Origin of the sequence: Gordonia liuliyuniae, assembly GCF_021739025.1 — a bacterium.
Taxonomy (GTDB): Bacteria; Actinomycetota; Actinomycetes; order Mycobacteriales; family Mycobacteriaceae; genus Gordonia; species Gordonia liuliyuniae.
The window spans coordinates 59,151-81,173 of sequence record NZ_JAKKOT010000009.1 but is presented as its reverse complement, the minus strand read 5'-3'; the positions used below and the strand labels follow the sequence as shown (position 1 = coordinate 81,173).

Genomic DNA, 22,023 nt, shown 5'->3' with positions numbered 1-22,023 from the left:
CGCACATGGCCCACGTCATCACTCAGTCCTGTTGTAGCGACGCCTCATGCGTGGCGGTGTGCCCGGTCAACTGCATCCATCCGACACCGGAGGAACGCGGTTTCGGGACCTCCGACATCCTGCACATCGACCCCGTCGCGTGTATCGACTGCGGTGCCTGCGCCGACGCGTGTCCGGTGGACGCGATCTATCCCGCCGACCGGCTGGGCGAGCGTGACCGCGTGTTCATCGAGGTGAACGCGTCCTTCTACAAGGACAATCCGGACATCTCGTCGGGATGGTCGAACGTCGTCTACCCGGAGATTCCGCGGTTGGAGTCCGACCTGCGCGTCGCCGTCGTCGGCACCGGTCCGTCCGGCGGATACGCATTGCAGACGCTGATCGGGCGCACCGATGTGAAAGTCACGATGATCGATCGCCTTCCGACGCCCGGCGGGTTGGTGCGTGCAGGAGTCGCTCCCGACCATCCGGGCACCAAGGGCGTGCTCAAGACCTTCGACCTCCTGTATCGGCATCGGCGTACGACGATGGTCGGCGGCGTCGACGTCGGCGACGGTCCGTCCGCGCTGACCGTCGCCGAACTCGCCGACCACTTCGACGCCGTCTTCTACGCGATCGGCGCGCCCGCATCGAAGTCGCTGGGCGTGCCGGGCGAGGAACTGCCCGGTTCCACATCGGCCACCGACCTCGTCGCCTGGTACAACGCGGTCCCCGGCGCGAACGGCGACGTCCGCGTCGACGGCTGCTCGCGCGCGGTGCTCGTCGGAACCGGCAACGTCGCGCTCGACGTCGCCCGCATCCTGGTGTCGTCGCCGGAAGAGCTGGCCACGACCGACATAGCCGACCGTGCACTGAATCTCCTACGCAGGCAGAACGTCCACGACGTGGTGCTGCTCGGCAGGCGCGGGCCGGAGCACGCCGCGTACACGCCGGCCGAATACCGTGCGGTCGAAGCGATGGCGGGCGTCGAGGTGATCGTGTGCGATGATCCCGCGCAGATCCGGGGACTGGGACTCGACCGGCCTGCGGACCCGAGCCGTTGGCGCATCGTCTTCCTGTTCGCGAGCACGGTCCGTGAGATCCTGCCGGACGCGTCCGGTCGCGTCGGCACCGTCGACGTCGTGACGCACGGCGACGACCACTCGATCGTGACCGACCTCGTCGTACGGTCGGTCGGGTACCGCGGCGTCGAGGTCCCCGGACTCCCGTTCGACGAGGAGACCGGCACGATCCCGAACGACGGCTGCCGCATCGTCGACGCCGACGGTGCGCCGATCCCCGGCCATTACGCACTCGGCTGGGCGGCGCGGGGAGCGCGCGGCGGCATCGGCGCCAACAAGGCTCATGCGATCGGTGCGGTGGAGGCGTTCATCGACGACGCCGCGGCCGGACGTCTCACACGGACGTCGCGAACGGCGGCGGAGTTCGCGGCGCTGGTCGCGGGACGGACGACGCCGGTCGACTACGCGGGCGTCGCTGCGATCGACCGTGCCGAACGGGCGCGCGGACGTGCGGCGGGACGCCCTCGGATCAAGTTCACCGAGATCCCCGAGATGGTAGCCGCGGCGACGCGAGCGCGTCGATGACGGCGCGTTCTCAGCCGTATCTGAACTTCGGTCAGTAAAACTGTAGGCATGCGTATTCTCGTGGTCGACGACGACCGGGCCGTCCGAGAGTCCCTTCGTCGGTCTCTGACATTCAACGGCTACACGGTCGACACCGCGGGTGACGGCCTCGAAGCGCTCGAGAAGGTGATCGCTGCGCGACCCGACCTCCTCGTGCTCGACGTGATGATGCCGCGGCTGGACGGGCTGGAGGTGTGCCGTCGGCTGCGGTCGGCGGGCGACGACCTCCCGATCCTGGTGTTGACCGCCCGCGACTCCGTCTCCGAGCGAGTCAGCGGACTCGACGCGGGGGCCGACGACTATCTGCCCAAGCCGTTCGCGCTCGAGGAACTGCTGGCGCGTCTGCGCTCGCTGCTGCGTCGTGTCGTCCGCGACGAGGAAGAGGGTTCGGAGGCGGTGTCGTTCTCCGACCTGACGCTCGACCCGGTGACGCGCGAAGTCACGCGCGGTGAACGCAAGATCAGCCTGACGCGCACCGAGTTCGCGCTCATGGAGATGCTGATGACCAACCCGAAACGCGTCCTCACACGCAGCCGCATCCTCGAAGAGGTGTGGGGGTACGACTTCCCGACGTCGGGCAACGCGCTCGAGGTCTACATCGGCTATCTGCGTCGGAAGACCGAAGCCGACGGCGAGCCTCGCCTGATCCACACTGTGCGCGGCGTCGGATACGTGCTGCGCGAGAACGCCTGACCCTCGATGGGACTGTTTCGCCGTGGCCCCGACGGCCACCGCCAGATGCGTGCGCCGATCGCACTGACGAGATCGGTGTCGCTGCGCAACCGCGTTGCGCTCCTGGCCGCGGCCGTCGTGCTGCTGTCGGCGATGCTGATGGCGGGAGCCGCATTCTTCGTCGTGCAACGGTCCCTGTACAAGGACGTCGACGCGCAACTTGTGGCGCGTGCGGACGGCATGACGGCGCTGTCGAAACTGGGCCGATTGTCGAGCGGCCCCGAGGCGCTCCTCGCGGGCACCGTCTTCTCGACGTCGATCTCGATCGGCCTCGTCGAACCCGACGGACGCACATACATGGTCGGCGACGTCCCGTTCGGCGACACCGAGCGGCAGATCATCGACTCGGTCAATCCGCCCGGCAAGCTCAACCAGAGTCTGCGGACGACTGGCAATCATCGAGTGCTCGCCCGCAAGCTGTCCGACGGCGGCACCCTGATGATGGCGCAGTCGTTGGAGGGCACCGATGCCGTACTCAAACAGTTGGCGTCAGTGCTGTTCATCGCGGGCGGTGTGGGCGTCGCGTTCGCGGCGCTCGCGGGGACCGCGGTCGCGCGCGGCGGCCTGAGACCGGTCGGGCGTCTCACCGGGGCCGTGGAACGCGTCGCGCGCACGCAGGACCTCACGCCGATCCCGGTGTCGGGTCAGGACGAGCTGGCCCGTCTCACCGCGAGCTTCAACACGATGTTGCGCGCCCTCGCCGAATCGCGTGACCAACAGGCGCGTCTGGTCGCCGACGCGGGACACGAGTTGAAGACGCCGCTCACTTCGCTGCGGACCAACCTGGAACTTCTGATGGCATCGTCGGAGCCGGGAGCTCCGCAGATTCCGGCCGCGGACATGGTGGAACTGCGATCAGATGTGGTCGCCCAGATCGAGGAGTTGTCGACGCTGGTCGGCGACCTCGTCGACCTCGCCCGCGAGGACGCCCTCGACACCGTCCATGAAGAGGTCGCGCTGGAGTCGGTGATCGGCGACGCACTCGAACGCGTCCGCCGCCGTCGCACCGACATCGATTTCGACGTGCAGACCACGCCGTGGTTCGTGTTCGGCGAGGAGCACGGGATCTCTCGAGCCGTGCTGAACGTGCTCGACAACGCCGCGAAGTGGAGCCCGCCCGGTCGGGAGGTCCGTGTACGGCTCACTCAATCCGGTCCGGCGTCCGCCGAGCTGACGGTCGCCGATGCGGGTCCGGGTATCCCGATGGAAGACCGGGAACTGGTCTTCGAACGCTTCTACCGCGCCGACGCCACGCGGTCGATGCCCGGATCCGGCCTGGGGCTGGCGATAGTCCGACAGGTGGTGACGCGTCTCGGAGGGGCGGTGTCGGCCGAGGGATCCGAGGAGGGCGGTGCGCTGATCCGGCTGCGGTTCCCGGGGTCGCCGCTACACACCGAACCGGATCCCGTCGTGGTGCGGCGCTGAACGCCCCGACCGACCGGGAGCGTTCCGGAAGCTGATTCCCAGTGGACTTTGACCAACTTCACAGGGACGTGGCATACGCTCACTTTCATGAATGACGGTGTGAATCGCGACTCCTCGCAGGGCAATGACGATTACCCGGGGCAGGGCCCCGGCTCGCCGAACCCGTACGGGCACAACCCCTACGGTGCCTACCCTTCCGACGACAAGCCCGCTGGAGCCGCCCCTGCGGGCACCAACCCCCAGAGTCTGAATCCCCAGAGTCTGAACCCCCAGTATGGGAACCCGCAGGCTCCGGGGCAGTACGGTCACAACCCATCCAGCCCGAGCCCGTATGGAGCCGATCAGTACGGGCAGACCCAGTCGGGTCCCGGCACCGGCGGGTTCGGCGCCCAACCGCCGACCAGCCCATACGGGACGGCCCCGTTCGGATCGGCCCCCGTCGAGAACCAGACCGGACAGTTCGGCGCGGTGCCGCCCGCCGGTCCATACGCCCAACCGAAGCCTGAAGACGGCAGACGCGGCGGCAACGGCAAGAAGATCCTCCTCGGCGCGGTCGCCGTCGCGGTATTGGCCGGCGGTGTCGGCGGCGGCGTCGGCGCCTTCGTCGCCGATAACAACAACTCGACGTCGTCGTCGAGTTCGCCGGTCGCGTCCGGGCCGACCGAGTCGTCGCAGCCCAAGGCCGAACCGGGTTCGGTGCAGGACGTCGCGAGCCGCGTGCTCCCGTCGGTCGTCTCGATCACCGTCGCGTCGGGACGCCAGGTCGGCTCGGGTTCGGGAGTCGTCCTGGACAGCAACGGCGTGATCCTGACCAACAACCACGTCGTGCAGGGCGCCGACCAGGTGCTCGTCAGTTTCAACGACGGCAGTCGCGCCCAAGCGAAAGTCCTCGGTGCCGATCCGGTGTCCGACATCGCCGTCATCCAAGCCGATAAGACGGGCCTGACCCCGATCACGATCGGCGCCTCGAACAATCTCAGCGTCGGGCAGGAAGTCATCGCGATCGGTTCGCCGCTCGGCTTGGAGGGGACGGTGACGACGGGCATCATCTCGGCCCTCAACCGTCCCGTGTCGACTTCCGGCGCCGACGGCAGCACCGAATCGGTGATCGATGCGATCCAGACCGATGCCGCGATCAACCCCGGCAACTCCGGCGGCGCGCTCATCAATTCGAGCGGGGCGCTGATCGGTGTCAACACCGCCATCGCCACGACCGGCGCAGAAGGCGAGTCGGGCAGCATCGGCCTCGGGTTCGCGATCCCCGTCGACCAGGCGATGCGGGTGGCCAAAGAGCTCCGCAACAACGGTAAGCCGACTCAGGCCAATCTTGGCGTCTCGGTCCGTCCGAACAACGACCTGGAGAAGCCGGGAGCCGTCGTCGCCAGCGTGGTCCGCAACGGACCTGCCGACAAGGCGGGTATCCCGTCGGGCGCGCTCATCACCGCGGTCAACGACCGGAAGATCTCGACGGCCAACGCATTGGTCGCGGCTATCCGTTCACACGCTCCGGACGATACGGTGAAGGTGACCTACTCGGTGAACAACCAGAGTAAGACCGCTGAGGTCACGCTCGGCACGGCGTGACGTCGGCCCGTGCGACCCGACGTTCCCAGACGGTCCGACGTTCACCGGCGGTCAGACCACAGACACTTCCAGAGAGGCCGAAGATGACCAACGCTCCCGCAGACCCGGACGAACGGGCCGCTGACGCGGCCGCTCGCGTGAGTTCGCCCGAGGTGCCGACACCGCCCGAGGACGGTTTCTCCCGATCGCTCGTGGTGGTCGTCGACGACCGTGCGGCCCTCGGTGAAGAGCCGAGCACACTCGGCCCGCTCATCGGCGAGCTGCTCGAGGAAGCCGGATTCCACGTCGATGCCACCGTGACGGTGCCCGGCGACGAGATCGAGATCCGGAACACGTTGAACACCGCGGTGATCGGCGGTGTGGACTTGGTGGTCTCCGTCGGTGGCGTGGGCGTCAGTGCGCGGGACGTGACACCGGAAGCGACCGAGCCGCTGCTCGACCGTCGCCTGCAGGGCATCGAGGAGGCGATCCGCAGTTCTGGACTGTCGGCAGGCGCCACCGACGGGGGACTCTCGCGCGGACTCGCGGGGATCTCGGGTCAGACGGTCGTGGTGAACATCGCCGATTCGCGTGCCGCGGTCCGCGACGGCATGGCGACATTGATCCCGTTGGCCCAGCACGTGATCGGGCACATCAGTGACATCTGACCCGGACCCTGTCGAGCCGGCGTGGAAACGCAGGCGCCGACTCGATGCGGTGTTCGGCGACGATCTGCCCGAGCAGGTCGCCGAGCCGGGCGAGCACCCCGACAGCGGCCGCGGCCGCGACTGGTACGACCAGAACCGCCCGCCCCACCACGGGTGACCCGCGGGGCATCTCGACCCGCGGGGCATCTCGATCAGTGCGGAGAGACGGCTAGCGGCCCGGATGCAGTTCGCTGAGTTCGGCGAACAACGACTGGTTGAAGCCGAACGCGAGCCGGACCTCGTCGACGAGCCGGTCGCGGTCGGCGGCACTGAGCGTCGCGCCGATGGCGTCGAGTCGGTCCCGGTAGCGATCCTTGTACGGCTTCACCTTGCCGACCTCGTCGAACGCGTAGAACGAGATGCCTGCGCCGTCGAGGTGAAAGGACCGGTCGAGGATACGGCCGATCGCCTGACCTCCCGACAGATCACCGAGATAGCGCGTGTAGTGGTGTGCGACGAATGCGCCGCTCCACGTCGACTCGGTGATGCGTTCGGCATACGCGGTCGCCACAGGCGATGAGAACGCAGGTGCACCGCCGGGGGCCCAGTCCGCGAGGTCGGCGTCGATCGTCGCCAGACGGTCCAATGCGGGGTCGATGATCGGCGACGCGATCGGATCGGCGACGAGGGTCGTCGCCACCGACTCGAGAGCCTCGTAGACGAGCCGCAGACGCTGCAGATAGGCGATGTAACCGTCGGCGTCCATCCGGCCGTCGAGGAGCGCCGACATGAACGCCGAACCCTCGGCCTGCTCATGCTCGATGGCCGACCCCTTCTTCATCGCTGCGGAGAGCGTGTCCTCGGGCGCGGTGCGGGCCGGTGTGGCGGTGGTCATGGTGGGGCTCCTGAAGAAACATGGAAACTAGTGAGGTAAACCTTACACGGTCAGATGATCTGAAGAAGGCCCCGTTCCGGCACGTGAACGGGGCCTTCTCTCCTCGCTAGGAGACAGCGGTCAGCGCGAGTGGCGCGGACCATCCTGTCCGAAGCCCGGATCCTGCGGGTACTGACCGCCTGCGGGCGGGTACTGGCCCGGTGCGGGCGGCGGGTACTGCCCCGGTGCGTACTGGCCCGGAGGCAGGTTGCCGGGGGGCGGGTACTCGCCCGGTGCGGGATTCGGCGTCGGGAAGCCGCCGCTCGGCGGTCCAGCCGGGTACTGGGGGCCTGGAGTCTGGGGTCCCGAAGTCTGGGGGTTCACGGGCGGACCCTGCTGCTGCTGAGCCTGCGGCGGGACGCTGATCTGCTGTGTCGAACCGCTCGACGGGTAGTTGTCCTGCGGAGGTTGCGGACGCTGCCCCTCGTAACGTGCGGCTTCCGCAGCACGTGCGGCGTCGGCGTCGGCGCGAGCCTTCTCCTCTGCGGCAGCGGCCTCGGAGGCCTTACGCTCCTCGGCATGCGGGTCGAGGAGGTTGCGGATCTCGACGAGCAGCGAGATCTCCGAATCGTCCTCCGCTTCCTCTTCGAGGGTCCGGAGTTCGTTCAGCTTGTTGTACGGCACGATGATCAGGAAGTAGACCACCGCGGCGACGATCACGAAATTGATCAGTGCGGTGATGACGGCGCCGAAATCGAGGAAGGTTGCGGCGGTGCCGTCCGGGTTCTCCTTGTCTGAGATCTCGAAACCGAGACCTGCGAAATCCGTGTTGACCGGGATCGCCGCGATGAGCGGCGCGATGATCTTGTCGGTGAATGCGGTGACGACTGCGGTGAACGCGGCGCCGATGATGACCGCTGTGGCCAATTCGACGACGTTCCCCCGCATGAGGAAGTCTTTGAATCCTTTGAGCACGCGGCTCTCCTTCGTTTTCGGTGCCGTAGACGAATGTGAGTCTAATGGACCGAACGGGGGATTTCTCGCCAACAATCGGCGAGTTACCGACTTTCAGTGGAGAACGAATGTAATCGGTTCACGTAATCCGGCCGCGGCAACGATGTGTGCGTCGTCTTCACCCATCGCGACAAGAACAGTTCCCGGGTCGGAGGACGCACGCCGGTCGCTGTCCGGACTGACGGCGACGACGGCTCCGCGTGCGAGCACCCGGTCGTCCTCGGACAAGAGGTCGACGAGATCGCCTGCGCGGACGAATGTCGCCAGTGTGTCGTCCGCCGGACGCACCGGAACGAGTCGCGCGTCGGGCCGTCCGATGAGTGCTGACGGCAGCCGAGAATCGAGAAGCCGGTGGCGGGCAATGATTTCTCCAGCGTGAACGAGTCCGGTCACATGACGGCCGACGACATCGTCGGCGGTGACCGAATCAGTGGGCACCAGGTGTTCGGGGACGGGGGTCGACCGGACGTCGTTGATTGTGAGGGACTCGCCCGGGCGCAGATCGCGGGTGGCGACGAGAGCAGTCGAGGAGGGCTGGCCCTGTTGTTGAGTCACTGTCACTGCCGCCGCGCACACGATTAACGTGATCGCGACGGCCCGCCGAATGAACACCGATCGAATCCATCCCGGTGCGCAGATTCGGCGAAGCCGATCGATGATCCTCGGATTCAAGTCTCGTCGCTCGTCACGCTTCATGTCCGGAATGTACTGGGTTGAATATGCCGGTTAGTACCGCGTATCCACGAATGTGGATAACCGACGACATTGGCGACGATTCTCCACAGTTCTGGCGTCTGGAAGACTGATCGTCATGGACCGATCGGACCCGCAGGCACAACCGTTGATCCGGCGCGCCCGAATGTGGATCGGCGCCGACACGACCGGCGGCGTGCTGTTGATGATCGCCGCCGTCCTAGCCCTCGTATGGGCCAACTCGCCGTGGCGCGACATCTACCACGACCTGCTGTCGTTCGATGTCGGACCTGAATCGTTGCAACTGCACCTGTCGCTCGCGCACTGGGCCGCAGACGGACTCCTCGCGGTGTTCTTCTTCGTCGTCGGCGTCGAACTGAAGCAGGAGTTCGTCGCAGGGGATCTTCGAAATCCTCGGAGCGCGGGCGTGCCGATCGCCGCGGCGGTCGGCGGGATGGTGGTGCCCGCGCTCATCTTCGTCGCGATCGTCGGCGGTCTGGAACCCGAGGCCCTGCGCGGGTGGGCCACCCCGACCGCCACCGACATCGCGTTCGCGCTCGGCGTTCTCGCGTTGTTCGGGCGGGGGCTGCCGGTGGCTCTCCGGGTGTTCCTGATGACGTTGGCCGTCGTCGACGACCTGCTCGGCATCCTTGTGATCGCCACTGTGTACACCGACAGCATCGACGCCGTGATGCTCGGTGTGGGCGTCGTGTGCATCGCAGTGTTCGCGGTGTGCGTGCGGGCGACTCGGTCGCACTGGTGGATTCTGTTGCCGCTCGCGGTCATCGCGTGGGGCTTCGTCCATGCGTCCGGTGTGCATTCGACCGTCGCTGGCGTGGTGCTCGGATTCACCGTTCCGGCGGTCGCGAGGGCAGGTGAGCGCGCGCCTCGGACGGAACGGTTCGCCGCCGCTGTCACGCCGTACTCGACGGCGATCTGTCTGCCCCTGTTCGCGTTCGCGTCCGCGGGGGTCACGGTGATCGGATCCGGCCACATCGTCCAGCCGGTCAGCGTCGGAGTCTTCGCCGGTCTGGTGGTCGGCAAGGTCGTCGGCGTGATGGGGACGGTCTGGTGTGTGACCCGTTTGACGCCGTTGCGACTACCCGACGCGATCGGGCTGCGCGACCTGCTGCCGGTCGGACTCCTCACGGGTATCGGTTTCACCGTCGCGCTGCTGATCGCGGAACTGTCGTTCGCGCCCGACTCCGGTCTGTCACCCGATCATGAGCCGGCGGCGAAGGTCGGCATCCTCGTCGGTTCCCTGACTGCGGCTGTGCTCGGCGCGATCATGCTCCGATGGGACGCGCGACGCGCCCGCTCCTCCGACGAGAACCGTGACGGTGTCCCTGACCAGGACACTCGCGTCATCTGACGCTGCACGCGGGTCGTGTCGAACGCGGCAACTGGCACTCGGAATGACTGAGTGCCAATAGCTGTTTACAATGGGGAATCTGACGACCGGAGGTTTCCCGTGCCCACCTATAGCTATTCGTGCACCGTGTGCGACAACAAGTTCGACATCGTGCAGTCGTTCTCGGACGACTCACTGACCGTGTGCCCCGAATGCGGCGGCAAGCTCCGTAAGCTCTTCAACTCGGTCGGTGTCGTGTTCAAGGGCAGCGGCTTCTACCGCACGGACTCGCGCTCGAACGGCTCGGTGCCCGCGTCGTCGGCATCGTCGGACTCCTCGAGCACCAGCACCTCGTCGTCGAGTTCTTCGTCGGACTCGGGTTCGTCCAGCGCAGCCAGCGCCTGAGGGCTGCCGGTCAGACGCCCACGGCGGTGAAACCGCTGCCGGGGGTCAGCACCCAGTCGACCGGCACGTCGTGCTGGCTCTGCTCGATACCGTCGTCGAGGAACTCTGCGTCGTTCACCACGGCGACGACGGGGGCGTCGATCGTCGCGAGCGTCCGATCGTAATAGCCTGCCCCGCGCCCGAGGCGCGCGCCGCTGCGGTCCGCGCCGAGAGCAGGCACCAGGATGAGTCGCGCCCGGTGGATCGCATCGGGACGCAGGGGCCGACCGGTCGGCTCCAGGAGACCCCAGCGGCGCGCCTCGAGCGCCATCTCCCCGCGGTACTCGCCCCACTGCAGACGAGCCGGATCGCCGGGCGGAACCACTGGCAGGAGCACGGTGAACCCGCGGTCGACGAGAACGTCGAGGATCGCGGTGCTGCCGGGTTCGGAGCCCGACGCGACGTATGCCGCGACGATCGCGCCGTCGGCGATGTCGACGGGCAGGCGGTACATCCATTCGGCCAGCTCGGCGTTGACCTGTGCCAGCACGAACGGAGACATGGACGCGCGCGCGTCGAGGACGGCGCGACGCAATTCGCTCTTTGACTGTGAGGGTGTCGTCTCTGCGGCCATAGCGGTCCTTTCAGGCGGTACGAACCCAGTGCCGACGATCCTGCCAGAGTTCGACCGTAGACTGATCGCCATGTCTGACCACGCGACCAGTCCGAGCAGCGGCGCCGCGCCGTGCATCCCGCGCACCGCGGTGGTGCCTGCAGCGGGTCTCGGGACGAGATTCCTGCCTGCGACGAAAACCGTCCCGAAAGAGTTGCTTCCCGTCGTCGACACCCCCGGGATCGAGTTGGTGGCCGAAGAAGCGAAGTCGGCGGGCGCCGAACGGCTGCTCATCGTCACCTCGCCCGGCAAGGACGGGGTCGTCGCGCACTTCGTCGAGGACCTCGTCCTCGAGCACACGCTCGCCTCGCGCGGCAAGGAAGCGATGCTCGCGAAGGTACGCAATGCGCCGTCGTTGCTCGAAGTCGCCTCGGTGGTGCAAGACAAGCCGCTGGGCCTCGGCCACGCGATCGGCTGCGTCGAGTCGGAGCTGGCCGACGACGAAGACGCCGTCGCCGTCCTGCTGCCCGACGACCTCGTGCTGCCCGGAGGGGTGCTCGGCGCGATGGCGGCCACCCGTGAACGACACGGCGGAAGCGTCCTGTGCGCGATCGAGGTCCCCGGCGAGACGATCAGCGCCTACGGCGTGTTCGACGTAGCCGACGCAGACCCGGCGTCGCCGGACGTCAAACGCGTGCGCGGCATGGTCGAGAAGCCGCCCGCGCACCTCGCGCCGTCGAACCTCGCCGCCGCAGGCCGGTACATCCTCGACCGCAAGATCTTCGACGCGCTGCGTCAGATCGAGCCCGGCGCGGGCGGCGAGCTGCAGATCACCGACGCGATCGCGCTGCTCATCGAACAGGGCGAGCCGGTGCACGTCGTGGTCCACTCCGGCACCCGCCATGACCTCGGGAACCCCGGCGGCTATCTGAAGGCCGCCGTCGACTTCGCACTCGACCGCGACGACTACGGTCCGGAGTTGCGTCGCTGGCTCGTCGAACGGTTGGGTGCGACCGAGCACGCCTGAGCAGCCGCTGAGCCGACCCGGATTCCGCGCGCCTGTCCGGCAGGAGCGAAGCGGACCTCTATCCTGGGAAACCTGAGTCCACGAGTAGGAGAGACGATGCGATCGGTCGAGGATCATCTGAGCCTCGTGACTGCGTCAGTGGTGGCACCCCGACCGATCCAGGTCGCAATCTCCGAAGCGCAGGGTCTGATGTGCGCCGAGGAAGTCGTCACTACTGACCCGCTGCCCGGATTCGATCAGGCCGCGATCGACGGATACGCCGTGCGCGCCGTCGACGTCGCGCACGCCGGCGGGCAGGCGCCCGACGACACCTCGGTGCTCGACGACGAGCCGGTGGATGTGTCCGTCCTCGCCGACACAGACCGACTCGTCGTGCACCTGCCCGTCGTCGGCGAGGTGACACCGGGAGCCAGGACACCGACCCGGCTACAGCCCGGCCAGGCCGTCCGGGTCGAGACGGGCGCGCCGCTTCCGACGCTCTCCGACGCCGTCGTGCCGCTTCGATGGACCGACGGCGGCGACGATCGCGTGATGATCGGGCACGACGTGGAGAGCGGCGACTATGTGCGGCGCATCGGCGACGATGTCCAACCCGGCGACGTCGCGGTCCGTGCGGGCACCGTCATCGGCTCCGCTCAGGTCGGACTGTTGGCGGCAGTGGGACGGGCGCGCGTGCTCGTGCACCCGCGGCCGCGCGTCGCGGTGATCGCCGTCGGAAACGAACTGGTCGACATCGACCGAGATCCCGGGCCCGGCCAGGTGTTCGACGTCAACACGTACGCGTTGGCCGCCGCCGCGCGCGACGCTGGAGCAGAAGTGCACCGTGTCGGGATCGCCGAACGCGACACCGGCCGGCTCCGCGAAGTGGTCGAGGCCCAGTTGATCCGGTCGGAGATCGTCGTGATCTGCGGTGCCGTCGGCGGCGCCGCGTCCCGCATGATCTCCGAATCCGTCGTCGATCTCGGCGACCTCGAAGTGGGGCGCGTCGGCATGCACCCCGGCTCGGTACAAGGCTTCGGCCGTCTCGGCCGCGACGAGATCCCGACGTTCCTGCTGCCCGCGAACCCGGTCAGCGCGCTCGTCACGTTCGAAGTGATGGTCCGGCCGCTCATCCGGATCGCACTCGGTAAACGTCAACCGATGCGACGCACGGTGACCGCCCGCTCGATCGGACCGATCGCCTCCGTGGAGGGGCGGCGCGGCTATCTGCGGGGACAGTTGATGCGCGACGAACGATCCGGCGACTATCTCGTGCAAGTGATCGGGGAGTCCGAGAGCGGGGCGTCGCACCTGCTCGCCGAACTCGCTGAGGCGAACTGCCTGATCGTGGTGCCCGAAGACGTCGAAGACGTCCACACCGGCGATCGCGTCGAAGTCGCGTTCCTGTCAGAGCGCGGCTGATCGGTGTTCGGTTGGCTCGTCGACTCGTCGACCTCCCCCGGATGGCCGGCGACGGTCGGCCCGGTCCGGGTACCCGCAGGCCTCATCACGCTGCGGCCGGTGAAACTCCGTGACGCAGCCACCTGGAGTCGGCTGCGAATACGCAACCAGAACGAGCTCCTGCCGTGGGAGCCGACCGGCTCCGGGCAGTGGGAGCGCAGGCATCAGCAGTCGATGTGGGGCCCGTTGTTCTCCGTGCTCAAACGCGAGGCCAAGCATGGAGTGATGCTGCCGTTCGTCATCGAACTCGACGGTGAATACGTCGGACAGTTGACGGTCGGCAACATCCAGCGCGGCGCGGTGTGCAGTGCGTGGATCGGCTACTGGGTGGATCGGGACCACACCGGTCAGGGCGTCGCCGCGGCGTCGGTCGCGCTCGGCGTCGACCACTGCTTCGGCCCTGTCGGGCTGCACCGGCTGGAGGCGACCGTCCAACCCGAGAACAGCGCATCGCAGGCCGTCCTCCGCCGTGTCGGATTCCGGGAAGAGGGCCTGCTCAAACGCTATATGGATGTGAATGCGCGGTGGCGCGACCACCTGCTGTTCGGGCTCACCGTGGAGGAGGTCGACGGCGCCGCGGTGGACGCTTTGATCCGTGCCGGGCGCGCGTCGGCGCCGTGAGCGCGTCAGGGGAACCTGTGAGTTCGATATATGCGCGGCGCGCCTGACCGATCGAAAGGCCCTGCCTCCCTAGGGTGTTTGATTGGAGACTCGTCACTCGACTCGGAGAAGGGAGGCACCCGACATGCCTAATTCAGTGCTCTGGGTGTTCCTGATCGTGGTCTGGCTGTTCGTCCTGGTGCCGATGGTGCTGCGCGGGCGACCGGCCGCGCGCACATCGACCAAGGCCGCCGCACAGACGCGTGTCGTCCATCGAGGCGGCAGTCGCAGTGCTGCATCCCGCCGTGCGGCAGCGCACGCGAGGTCCGAACGTGCGGCGACCACTGCCAAGCGTCTGGCCGAGCGTCGCGCTGCCGAAGCGCAGGCAGCCAAGGCAGCGGTGGCCGAAGCCGACGAGATCGAAGCTGACGAGATCGAAGCAGCTGTATCGACTGACGCTGAATCCGTTGACGAGGAGACCGTCGTCGACGTCGAGGCCGTGGAATCGGAATCGGAGACGGGGACGGAATCGGAGACGGGGACGGCTGAGGCTGCGGAGACCGATTCTGTGACCCCCGATTCGGTAACCACAGATTCTGTGACCACCGAGTCGGAGATCGTCGAGATCGACGCCGAGATCGTCGAGGACGAGTCGCGACCTTCGCCCGCAACGCTCCGCGCCCACGCCGAGAGTCCCGCCGAGGTCACCGATGTGCTCGACATCGTCGACGTCGAAGTGGTCGACCTCGACGAGGCGCAGGCCGCCCGCGTCGATCCGCTCGTCACCGACGAGGAGACGGACGAACTCGACGGTGAGTTCGACGAGGGAGAGTTCGAAGAGGACGCGTTCGACGACGAGTACGACGAGTTGGACGAGGACGATCTCACCGACGAGCGTGACGACGCCGACGAGGCCTTCGACATCCTCGATGAGGAGTCCGACGACGCCGACGACGAGACCGATGTCGAGGACGAGTCGTCGGTACCCGAGCCGACACCGCGCGAGCTCCGCGGCCGCGGAGGTCGTGCCCCCGGCCACGTTCAGGCGCGCGAGGAGGCCACTTACCGGGAGCGCCGACGCATCCTGGCGTCGCTCTCGCTGCTGACCCTCGCCGCCGTCGTGTCCGCGTTCTTCGTGCAGCCGCTCGGATACGTTGCGGTCGGTGTGATGGTGGTCGTGTTCGCCGCCTACCTGACGTTCCTGCGGCGCGCAGTCCGGGCGGAGCACCAACGACACGCACAGCGGGTGGCCCGGCAGCGTCGCCGCCAGGCCGAAGATGCGAGGGTTCGCCGCGAGCAGGCCGAGCCGTTGTACGTCGCCCCGCCCGCGCGTCTGCGTCGACCGGGCGGCGCGATCGTCCTGGAGATCGACGATGAGGATCCGGCGTTCGATCATCTACCCACCTACGACTTCGGCGAGGCACACCGCTACGACTCGACATTCGACGACGGGGCCTTCGACGACAGCGGATTCGACGACAGGGCCTTCGACGACAGGGGATTCGGCGGCTCTACCCACCGCGCAGCCGTCTGATCTGGGATCGTGGAGCCATGAGTGGATCAGACGAGTGGTACTACCAGATCTCGACCGGCGAAGTGACTCGCGGCAAGGTCGCGAACGTCTTCGACCGGATGGGGCCGTACCCGGACGAGGCGACCGCCCGGAATGCACTGGCTATCGCTGCGGCGCGTAATGCCGCGGCCGACGATCAAGACGACTCCGAGAACGACTGACACCGTACCCTGGACGTCATGAGTTTGAGCGACGCCCAACTGGTCGACGCCGTGGACCGGACGGTTGGCGCTGTCGACGGTGTCCTGAGACTGTTGGCCGACACCGATCCGCTGCATCTCAAACAGCGCGGCGTGCGGGACTGCCGTGTATCTGGTGTCGGGTCGTGGGCGCTCGACGCCGCGCACTGGCCGGGCACCGACTCGTGGGACGGTCTCGACGTCGACGACCGTGCGGCCTGGTGGGTGAACCGGGTCGGCGCGCTGACGACGGCGGCGGCCGCCTTCCCCGGCGTGTTCGGCGTGTGGTCGAGGATGCTGCCGTTGGGCGCGTGGCTCGGCTATGCCGGTCAGGCGCTCGTCCTACGCGCCGTGGCCCGCGAACACGGGGCCACCTCGCGCGCGGTGGGCGTGGTCATGCTCGCCGACATCCTCTTCGACCGCGACGTGTCCGAGACCGTGGTGGGAGTCGATGACGAGAAGCCATCCGCCGGTGATGACGCCGAGGGTGGACTCGTCGAGCGGACGTGGGGGATCGGGACGACGATCTACGAGCTGTCGAAGTCCTTGGACTCTCGTCCGTCGATGCCGCGGGCCATCGGCTGGGGGACATGGATTCCGTTCCTCGGAGGGCCTCTCACCTACATCGGCGAACGCATCGCGCTGCACCGAGCGGTCGGGCAGGCGACGGCATGGATCGCCGCGCACCCCGGTGTCGTGACACGCGCGTCCAGCTAGACATATTCGGCGCCAGGCAGTCCGTCAAGTCGTCAGTCGGCCGCGCGGTTGATGCTGCCGTCGTCGCTCGATCTGCGCGGGACGGGGCCGCAACTGCCCGTCAATGCTTACGGTGACACCGCTCAGTGCGTGCATCGACCTATCGCCGGTCGTATCGCCTGAGCGGTGTAGGTTTGCGTACCGGTCGAAGGGCGGACCGTTCCGAAACGTGAATCAGCGCAGCTTGTTCCGGCGCAGTCGTTTGACGACGATGGGTGAGTAGGCGAGCGCGGCGGGATCGTCGGCGAGTCGGTTGAGCTTCCTGAAGTAGTCGGTCACGGACAGCCCGAGCTCGGTGCGGACCGCTGCGGCGTGGGCGTCGGCGGTGCGGTAATGCCGCTTCGAGAGGTCGATGATCGCCCGGTCCTCGTCGGACAGCCGGGCGTCGGAAGGCTTCTCTTCGTCACCCTGGGGCGGCGTCGCGGAGGAGTTCATGTCCGATCGTCGACTCCTCCGCTGCGTGCGCGCCGTGAAATGAAATGAGGCCAGGTCAAGGGGATGCTCCGCTGACCTGGCCTTCGTATGTGGAGCTAGGGAGAATCGAACTCCCGACCTACTCGATGCGAACGAGTCGCGCTACCAACTGCGCCATAGCCCCGGGTGTCACCGAAGTGAACCGTTGTCCACTATAACAGCGACGTAGAGTAGCGGTGATGCCCGGGTCGCGTCCGCTGCGACCCGGGCATCACTGTGCCACTTTGTACGCGGGACCCTTATGCGCCGAAGCCGAAGGTCAGTGCGATCGACAGGAAGTCGCCACCGAAGACGGTGAAGTCGTTGAAGAACTGAGTGAGGGCCGGGAAGTCCACGGTTGGCCTTTCGTTGGGATGAGTCGCATCGGTTGATGCACGAAGATCGTTACATAAGGTCTGCCTAACTTCCGACTGTCTGGGTGTACCTCACATAGTTCGTAAACGAGTGGTACCCATCACGAGGGCGAGATCGACGGTCGGTGACCTCGTCGTATGCGCACCACCGAATGTGCTGTGAGATAGCTCGGCGTTCGCTCGAAATTTCGTGTTCACCTGCAGTCATCTACCCGCAACCATGTTCGCGAGGGCGAGATCTCGACCAGTCGTTGAGATTTAGCGAGGGGAGATTCAGCAGGAGTGGAGAATCCGACGCATCGCTTCCGCCTCGGCCTTGGTCACCCAGAGTTGGTAGCGAGCCTTCACCTCGATCTGCCGCGAGACGTAGGTACAGCGGTACGCCTTGTTCGGTGGTAGCCACGTCGCGGCGTCGCCGTCGCGCTTACGCATGTTCGTCGGGCCGTCGACTGCCTGCAGGTTGAGGGGATCGTTCGCGAAAGACTGCCGTTCGGCAGTGGTCAGCTGCTGTGCGCCCTTCTGCCATGCGTCCGACAGTGCGACGACGTGGTCGATCTGGACGGCGGTCGACGTCTTCTGGCCGCGTTGGAATGCGATGGTCGTGCCGGTGTACGGGTCGTCGAGCACGCCGGTCAGAATGACGCAGTCGTGCGTCCGAGGTTTGGTGGTGAGCTCGGTGAGGTCTCGTCGCAGGATGTCGTTGCGGGTGTCGCACCCGTTGTGGCCGCCCTCGACAGAGACGTCGTCGGCCCACGCCTGCCCGAACAGCGCACGGTCGTATCCGGTCTTCGGTGCGCGACCCTTCACCGCGATCGTGTCGAGCGCGGTGAGTGCGTCGGCGGACCCTGCAGGTGCGTCGGAGGAGGCCGACGACGCGGTGCTCGTCGACGGGAGCGGCGACGACGGGAGCGGCGACGACGGCGGCGAGATCGATGCAGGCGTCTGCTCGACGGCGCCGTCGGACACGGCAGACGACCACGCGACATCGGTCTGATCGGCGTCGGGCAGTGAACAGCCGGTGAGGGCGAGGCCGCCCACCATGATCGCCGTCAGGGCGGCGACGGCCGGCCCGCGGTCGGAGAAGTACGACATGGCACCCATTGTGCCGTCGACCTCCGACAATTCGCGCATCCGACGGTCGGATCAATCGAACAGGCCGAGCAGTCCACGCGCCGGACCGGTGACCGTGTCGAGGAGCAAGTGACCGCTGAGCCGGCCGATGGCCGACGCACTGTTCACGACGTCCTCGGTGAGGTCGTCGACCTGGTGCATGTCGGGACGACGGTCGACGTACCGCGCAGGCTCGTCGCCGACGATGACGTCGACGATGGCGCCGAACGCGTCCGAGCCCGGGTCGTCCAGATACGCCGAATGCGAGCTCGGCCCCTCCAGGAGGGCGCGGTGCCCGTGATCGTCGGGGGAGAGGTAGCCGCTGTCGAGCCTCACCACGCCGTCGGCGTCGTCCGGGTCGCCGCCGTGGAGCAGTCCACCGCCGTCCTGCGCGTAATGGATCAGGTCGCCGGGCGGTGTGATGGAGTATCGGGCGACGTCCGAGTCGGGGTTGTGCCATCCGACACCGGGCAGTGCTCCTGTCCCCGCTGCCGACGCATAGACGACGCGGTCGGCCCGCATGCCGAGCTGCTCGGCGGTGCCTACGACGGTGCCGCCGTACGAGTGCCCGATGACGGTCGTCTCAACGCCTGGTGCGGCAGTCGCGAGTTCCGCATCGAGGGCCTCGGTGAACGACTTGAGTCGCGGTGCGTTCTCGGCTGCCAGACGCGGGTCGACGGCCATCGACTTCAGCGGAGCGTGGCGGGGATCGGAGACGATGGTCTGTGGGAACGTGCCGTTTGCCCAGACGATGATCGGCGCACCGGTCTGCTCGTTGAGTGCGAGCGCCCGCCGGCGCAGGTCGTCGACGTCGTCGCCCGCGGTGCCGGTGCCCGGGACGAAGACCGCTGTGCCGCGAGCGTCGGGAGCGATCTCGCCGACGAGCTCGATGAACTCTCCGGTGTCCGGGTCGTAGGCGAGGAAAGTGCGGCCGTCGGCGAGCATCGACCGCAGTCGCGCGGCGTCGTCGGCTCCTGACTCGCGTGCGTCGTCGAGCCGGTCGAGCATCGTGACCCTGTTCGCGGTGATCCTGTCGTCGAACGGGACGCCGTCGAGGTTGCCGACGACCTCCGGCGCGGACCGAAGAAGTTTGTCTTTCTCCGCGCGCGACAGCGACTCCCAGTACGTTCGACGACGCTCCGGGGAGAGTGCGGGCAGGGCCTGCGCAGCCTTCTCCGGGGCTCCAGTGGAGCCGTCGGGCAGGCCGACTGCGTCTCCGGAGCCGTCGATTTGCAGAGCGGACCGGTAGATCTCGCTCGCGAACACCCGGTCGAATTCGCCCGCCGTCGCCAGTAGTTGTTGGACGGCCTCGGTCAGGTAGAGGGAGTCGGCGCGGCGCTCGGGATCGGCGTGGGTCACGGAGCCGTCCGGTGCGACGGTGAACCCGGCGTTGCGCGCGGAGAGCACCCGAGCACGCAGCGTCGACTGCGCGTTCTCCAGGATCGCCGTGCTGCCGCGGACGAAATCGGTTGCGGTCGAGGTCGCCTGGGCCGATCGTCGCATCGACACCGCGACCACTCCGACGCGCTGGGTCGCCGCATCGTGGGTCGCCCCGTGCCATGCCTCGTCCGAGCCGGCGGCGACGACCGCCTCCCGACTCGCGTCCCAGAGGCGATCGGTGAGAGTCGCCAGTTGCGCGGCTGCGGTGGGCAATCCGCTGAGGTCCCAGGCGAGGACGTCGTCGATGCTGGTCATCGGACGCTCTCGCGGGTCGCGTCGCCGATCGCATCGGCGGACGCCGCATCCGACTCCTGGGAGAGCGCGTTGAATCTGGCGAGTGCGTCGGCCAGTGCCACCAGCCGGAGCCCGTCGGCCGCCGACACGGTCTTGGCCTTGACGGTGGCGATCGCCGCGGCGGCGACCGTGTGCGAGGTGGAACTCGCAGGCGGATCGTCGAGCCGGGTCTCGACGATCACGCTCCCCAGCTCGCGCCAGTCCGCCGCGATCTGTGCAATCTGAGCCGGTGTGATCCCGAAACCCGCCATGATGTCCCCGTCCGCCGCAGTGCACCCGGTACGACGACCGGGCCTCTACTCCTTAGACGTGCGGGGACCGTGCACGGTTCTGCGGAATTCCACAGCGACGCTGCGGCGAGCGAATCCAGCCTGCGGCAGCTGTCAGCCGACGCTGGAGAGGGCACCTGCCTCAGCGTCTTCGAGAAGATGTGCGACGGTCTCCCCGGAATCGGTCTTGTTGGTGCCGATGAAACCGGACGGTCCACGTTTGATCCAGCCGGTCACGTACATCCCGGGCACCGGGGTGCCGCCGTCCGTGACTCGTCCGGCGACGTTCGCGATGGTGCCCGTGTTCTCGTCGAACGGGAGTCCGGCGACGGGGACGCCGCGGTAGCCGATCGAGGTCAGCACCAGACCGGTGTCGAGTGTCTCCTCGAGATCGCTCCCGGTCCGGACGAAGCGCACGCCGGTCGCCTTCTCCTGGCCGACGACGGCGACCGGAGTCTTACCGAACATCAGTCGGATGAAGGGTTCGGCGGGCTTGGGGCGCTGCGAGATCTCCTGCAGGAGAGAGAGCTTCGCGGCCGACGTCGGATCGCCGACACCGTCGGCCAATACCCCTTCGAGGTCTGCGGGGTCGACCCACACGCGAGCGTGCCCGTCGGCGATGCCGATCAGTTCGGGCAACGTGAACGCGGCGTGCTCGGGGCCGCGACGACCCGCGACGACGACTTCGCGAACGGCCGACGAGCGCAGTGCGGCGAGCGCGTCACGCGAGATGTCGGTCTTCGCGAGCTCGTCGACGTCACCGGTGAGAATGCGTGCGACGTCGAGGGCGACGTTGCCGTTGCCGATCACCACGACCCGCTCGGCAGACAGGTCGGGTCCGGCGTCGACGAAGTCGGGGTGCCCGTTGTACCAGCCGACCAACGACGTCGCGCTCTGGACGCCGGACAGTTCGACGCCGGGAATCTGCAGTGTCTTGTCGGTCGGCGCGCCGCCGGCCCACAACACCGCGTGGTGGCGTGCGCGTAGCTCGTCGAGCGACACGTCGCGGCCGATCTCGGTGTTGAGTGCGATGGTGATGTTCGGATGGCGGGCGATGTCGTCGAACAGATTCATCACGGTGCGGGTCGACGTGTGGTCGGGGGCGACACCGAAGCGCGACAGACCGAACGGTAGGTCGAGCCGCTCGTAGACGGTGACGCGCACGCGCGGCTGTTTGAGGAGCTCGTCGGCCGCATACATCGCGGACGGTCCCGAACCGACGATCGCGACTTCGAGGACGTCTGGGCCGCCGCGGACCGCCCGCGGTTTGGAGATCGGTGCGAGCGGTAGGCGCTTGTCGCGCGGGACCGGGAAGCGGACGAGGTCGTCCTGCGTGTGGCCGTAGTGCTCGGCGTTGACGTCGACGAACCGCTGCGCCTCCTCCGGCAGGCGGTGGCCGGGGACGATGGCGCCGACCGGGCACGCCGAGACGCACGCGCCGCAGTCGACACATGTCGCCGGGTCGATGTAGAGCATTTCCGCGATGCCGAAATCAGGCTCGTCGGGGGTGGGATGTATGCAGTTGACAGGGCATGCGTAGACGCACGAAGCGTCGCCGCAACAGGCCTGCGTGACGACGTGGGGCAC

22 protein-coding genes, 1 tRNA gene and 1 pseudogene are annotated in these 22,023 nt (G+C 67.5%); 14 read left to right on the top strand and 10 right to left on the bottom strand.

Annotated features, from left to right (window positions below; translation table 11 throughout):
* Positions 1-5: 5 nt before the first annotated feature.
* The 6 genes from L5G28_RS18840 (at position 6) to L5G28_RS18815 (ending at position 6,170) form a co-directional block, all read left to right on the top strand.
* Positions 6-1,586, top strand: a complete 1,581-nt coding sequence (locus L5G28_RS18840; RefSeq protein WP_237002857.1) for an FAD-dependent oxidoreductase — start codon at positions 6-8, stop codon at positions 1,584-1,586.
* A 48-nt stretch (positions 1,587-1,634) separates the two neighbouring features.
* A complete protein-coding gene (locus L5G28_RS18835; RefSeq protein WP_237002856.1) occupies positions 1,635-2,318 on the top strand; it encodes a response regulator transcription factor in 684 nt (227 codons plus the stop codon).
* A 45-nt stretch (positions 2,319-2,363) separates the two neighbouring features.
* The gene (locus tag L5G28_RS18830) at positions 2,364-3,782 is read left to right on the top strand and encodes a HAMP domain-containing sensor histidine kinase (RefSeq protein ID WP_372476923.1); all 1,419 of its coding nucleotides are present in this window, start codon (positions 2,364-2,366) and stop codon (positions 3,780-3,782) included.
* A gap of 87 nt (positions 3,783-3,869) precedes the next feature.
* Positions 3,870-5,366 (top strand): trypsin-like peptidase domain-containing protein, encoded by a 1,497-nt coding sequence (locus L5G28_RS18825; RefSeq protein ID WP_237002855.1) that lies wholly within the window; start codon positions 3,870-3,872, stop codon positions 5,364-5,366.
* 83 nt (positions 5,367-5,449) lie between these two features.
* Positions 5,450-6,013, top strand: a complete 564-nt coding sequence (locus L5G28_RS18820) for a MogA/MoaB family molybdenum cofactor biosynthesis protein (RefSeq protein ID WP_236999057.1) — start codon at positions 5,450-5,452, stop codon at positions 6,011-6,013.
* Positions 6,003-6,170, top strand: coding sequence for a hypothetical protein (locus L5G28_RS18815; protein ID WP_236999058.1), 168 nt, complete (start codon positions 6,003-6,005; stop codon positions 6,168-6,170). Before L5G28_RS18820 ends, L5G28_RS18815 begins: the two co-directional genes overlap by 11 nt.
* 51 nt (positions 6,171-6,221) lie before the next feature.
* Here the strand turns inward: L5G28_RS18815 and L5G28_RS18810 are convergent, their stop codons facing one another.
* The 3 genes from L5G28_RS18810 to L5G28_RS18800 form a co-directional block, all read right to left on the bottom strand.
* On the bottom strand, positions 6,222-6,887 hold the full coding sequence (locus L5G28_RS18810; RefSeq protein ID WP_237002854.1) for a biliverdin-producing heme oxygenase: 666 nt from the start codon (positions 6,885-6,887) through the stop codon (positions 6,222-6,224).
* Positions 6,888-7,007: 120 nt separating this feature from the next.
* The gene (mscL, locus tag L5G28_RS18805; protein WP_237002853.1) at positions 7,008-7,841 is read right to left on the bottom strand and encodes a large conductance mechanosensitive channel protein MscL; all 834 of its coding nucleotides are present in this window, start codon (positions 7,839-7,841) and stop codon (positions 7,008-7,010) included.
* A gap of 93 nt (positions 7,842-7,934) precedes the next feature.
* On the bottom strand, positions 7,935-8,576 hold the full coding sequence (locus L5G28_RS18800) for an SAF domain-containing protein (RefSeq protein ID WP_237002852.1): 642 nt from the start codon (positions 8,574-8,576) through the stop codon (positions 7,935-7,937).
* Positions 8,577-8,691: 115 nt separating this feature from the next.
* On the opposite strand from L5G28_RS18800, the gene nhaA reads away from it, so the two are divergent.
* Together nhaA and L5G28_RS18790 are read left to right on the top strand one after the other, a co-directional pair.
* Positions 8,692-9,945 carry a Na+/H+ antiporter NhaA gene (nhaA, locus tag L5G28_RS18795; protein WP_372477259.1) on the top strand — a complete coding sequence of 418 codons (1,254 nt, stop codon included), beginning with the start codon at positions 8,692-8,694 and terminating at the stop codon, positions 9,943-9,945.
* Between the two features lie 99 nt (positions 9,946-10,044).
* Positions 10,045-10,329, top strand: coding sequence for an FmdB family zinc ribbon protein (locus L5G28_RS18790; protein ID WP_236999063.1), 285 nt, complete (start codon positions 10,045-10,047; stop codon positions 10,327-10,329).
* Between the two features lie 10 nt (positions 10,330-10,339).
* Here the strand turns inward: L5G28_RS18790 and L5G28_RS18785 are convergent, their stop codons facing one another.
* Positions 10,340-10,942, bottom strand: a complete 603-nt coding sequence (locus tag L5G28_RS18785; RefSeq protein ID WP_237002851.1) for a 5-formyltetrahydrofolate cyclo-ligase — start codon at positions 10,940-10,942, stop codon at positions 10,340-10,342.
* A gap of 70 nt (positions 10,943-11,012) precedes the next feature.
* Between L5G28_RS18785 and L5G28_RS18780 the strand changes: the two genes are divergently transcribed.
* The 6 genes from L5G28_RS18780 to L5G28_RS18755 all read left to right on the top strand — a co-directional run bounded on the left by L5G28_RS18780 (position 11,013) and on the right by L5G28_RS18755 (position 16,457).
* Positions 11,013-11,948 (top strand): UTP--glucose-1-phosphate uridylyltransferase, encoded by a 936-nt coding sequence (locus L5G28_RS18780; protein ID WP_236999065.1) that lies wholly within the window; start codon positions 11,013-11,015, stop codon positions 11,946-11,948.
* Positions 11,949-12,044: 96 nt separating this feature from the next.
* Entirely contained in the window at positions 12,045-13,349 is a 1,305-nt protein-coding gene (glp, locus tag L5G28_RS18775) for a molybdotransferase-like divisome protein Glp (protein ID WP_237002850.1), read from the top strand.
* Positions 13,350-13,352: 3 nt separating this feature from the next.
* Entirely contained in the window at positions 13,353-14,009 is a 657-nt protein-coding gene (locus L5G28_RS18770) for a GNAT family N-acetyltransferase (RefSeq protein WP_236999067.1), read from the top strand.
* A 124-nt stretch (positions 14,010-14,133) separates the two neighbouring features.
* Positions 14,134-15,522, top strand: a complete 1,389-nt coding sequence (locus L5G28_RS18765; protein WP_237002849.1) for a SepX/GlpR family protein — start codon at positions 14,134-14,136, stop codon at positions 15,520-15,522.
* Positions 15,523-15,539: 17 nt separating this feature from the next.
* Positions 15,540-15,722: a hypothetical protein gene (locus L5G28_RS18760; protein WP_236999069.1), complete on the top strand. Its 183-nt coding sequence runs from the start codon at positions 15,540-15,542 to the stop codon at positions 15,720-15,722.
* An 18-nt stretch (positions 15,723-15,740) separates the two neighbouring features.
* Positions 15,741-16,457 carry a hypothetical protein gene (locus L5G28_RS18755; protein WP_237002848.1) on the top strand — a complete coding sequence of 239 codons (717 nt, stop codon included), beginning with the start codon at positions 15,741-15,743 and terminating at the stop codon, positions 16,455-16,457.
* Between the two features lie 213 nt (positions 16,458-16,670).
* Here the strand turns inward: L5G28_RS18755 and L5G28_RS18750 are convergent, their stop codons facing one another.
* The 6 genes and pseudogenes from L5G28_RS18750 to L5G28_RS18725 form a co-directional block, all read right to left on the bottom strand.
* Positions 16,671-16,931, bottom strand: coding sequence for a DUF3263 domain-containing protein (locus tag L5G28_RS18750; protein ID WP_237002847.1), 261 nt, complete (start codon positions 16,929-16,931; stop codon positions 16,671-16,673).
* A 90-nt stretch (positions 16,932-17,021) separates the two neighbouring features.
* Positions 17,022-17,094 (bottom strand) — tRNA-Ala (locus L5G28_RS18745).
* A 505-nt stretch (positions 17,095-17,599) separates the two neighbouring features.
* Positions 17,600-18,364 (bottom strand): annotated as a pseudogene (locus tag L5G28_RS18740) (HNH endonuclease family protein); the annotation flags it as partial.
* A gap of 102 nt (positions 18,365-18,466) precedes the next feature.
* The gene (locus L5G28_RS18735) at positions 18,467-20,128 is read right to left on the bottom strand and encodes an alpha/beta hydrolase (RefSeq protein ID WP_237002846.1); all 1,662 of its coding nucleotides are present in this window, start codon (positions 20,126-20,128) and stop codon (positions 18,467-18,469) included.
* Entirely contained in the window at positions 20,125-20,418 is a 294-nt protein-coding gene (locus L5G28_RS18730) for a hypothetical protein (RefSeq protein WP_237002845.1), read from the bottom strand. Before L5G28_RS18730 ends, L5G28_RS18735 begins: the two co-directional genes overlap by 4 nt.
* A 132-nt stretch (positions 20,419-20,550) precedes the next feature.
* Positions 20,551-22,023, bottom strand: a complete 1,473-nt coding sequence (locus tag L5G28_RS18725; protein WP_237002844.1) for an FAD-dependent oxidoreductase — start codon at positions 22,021-22,023, stop codon at positions 20,551-20,553.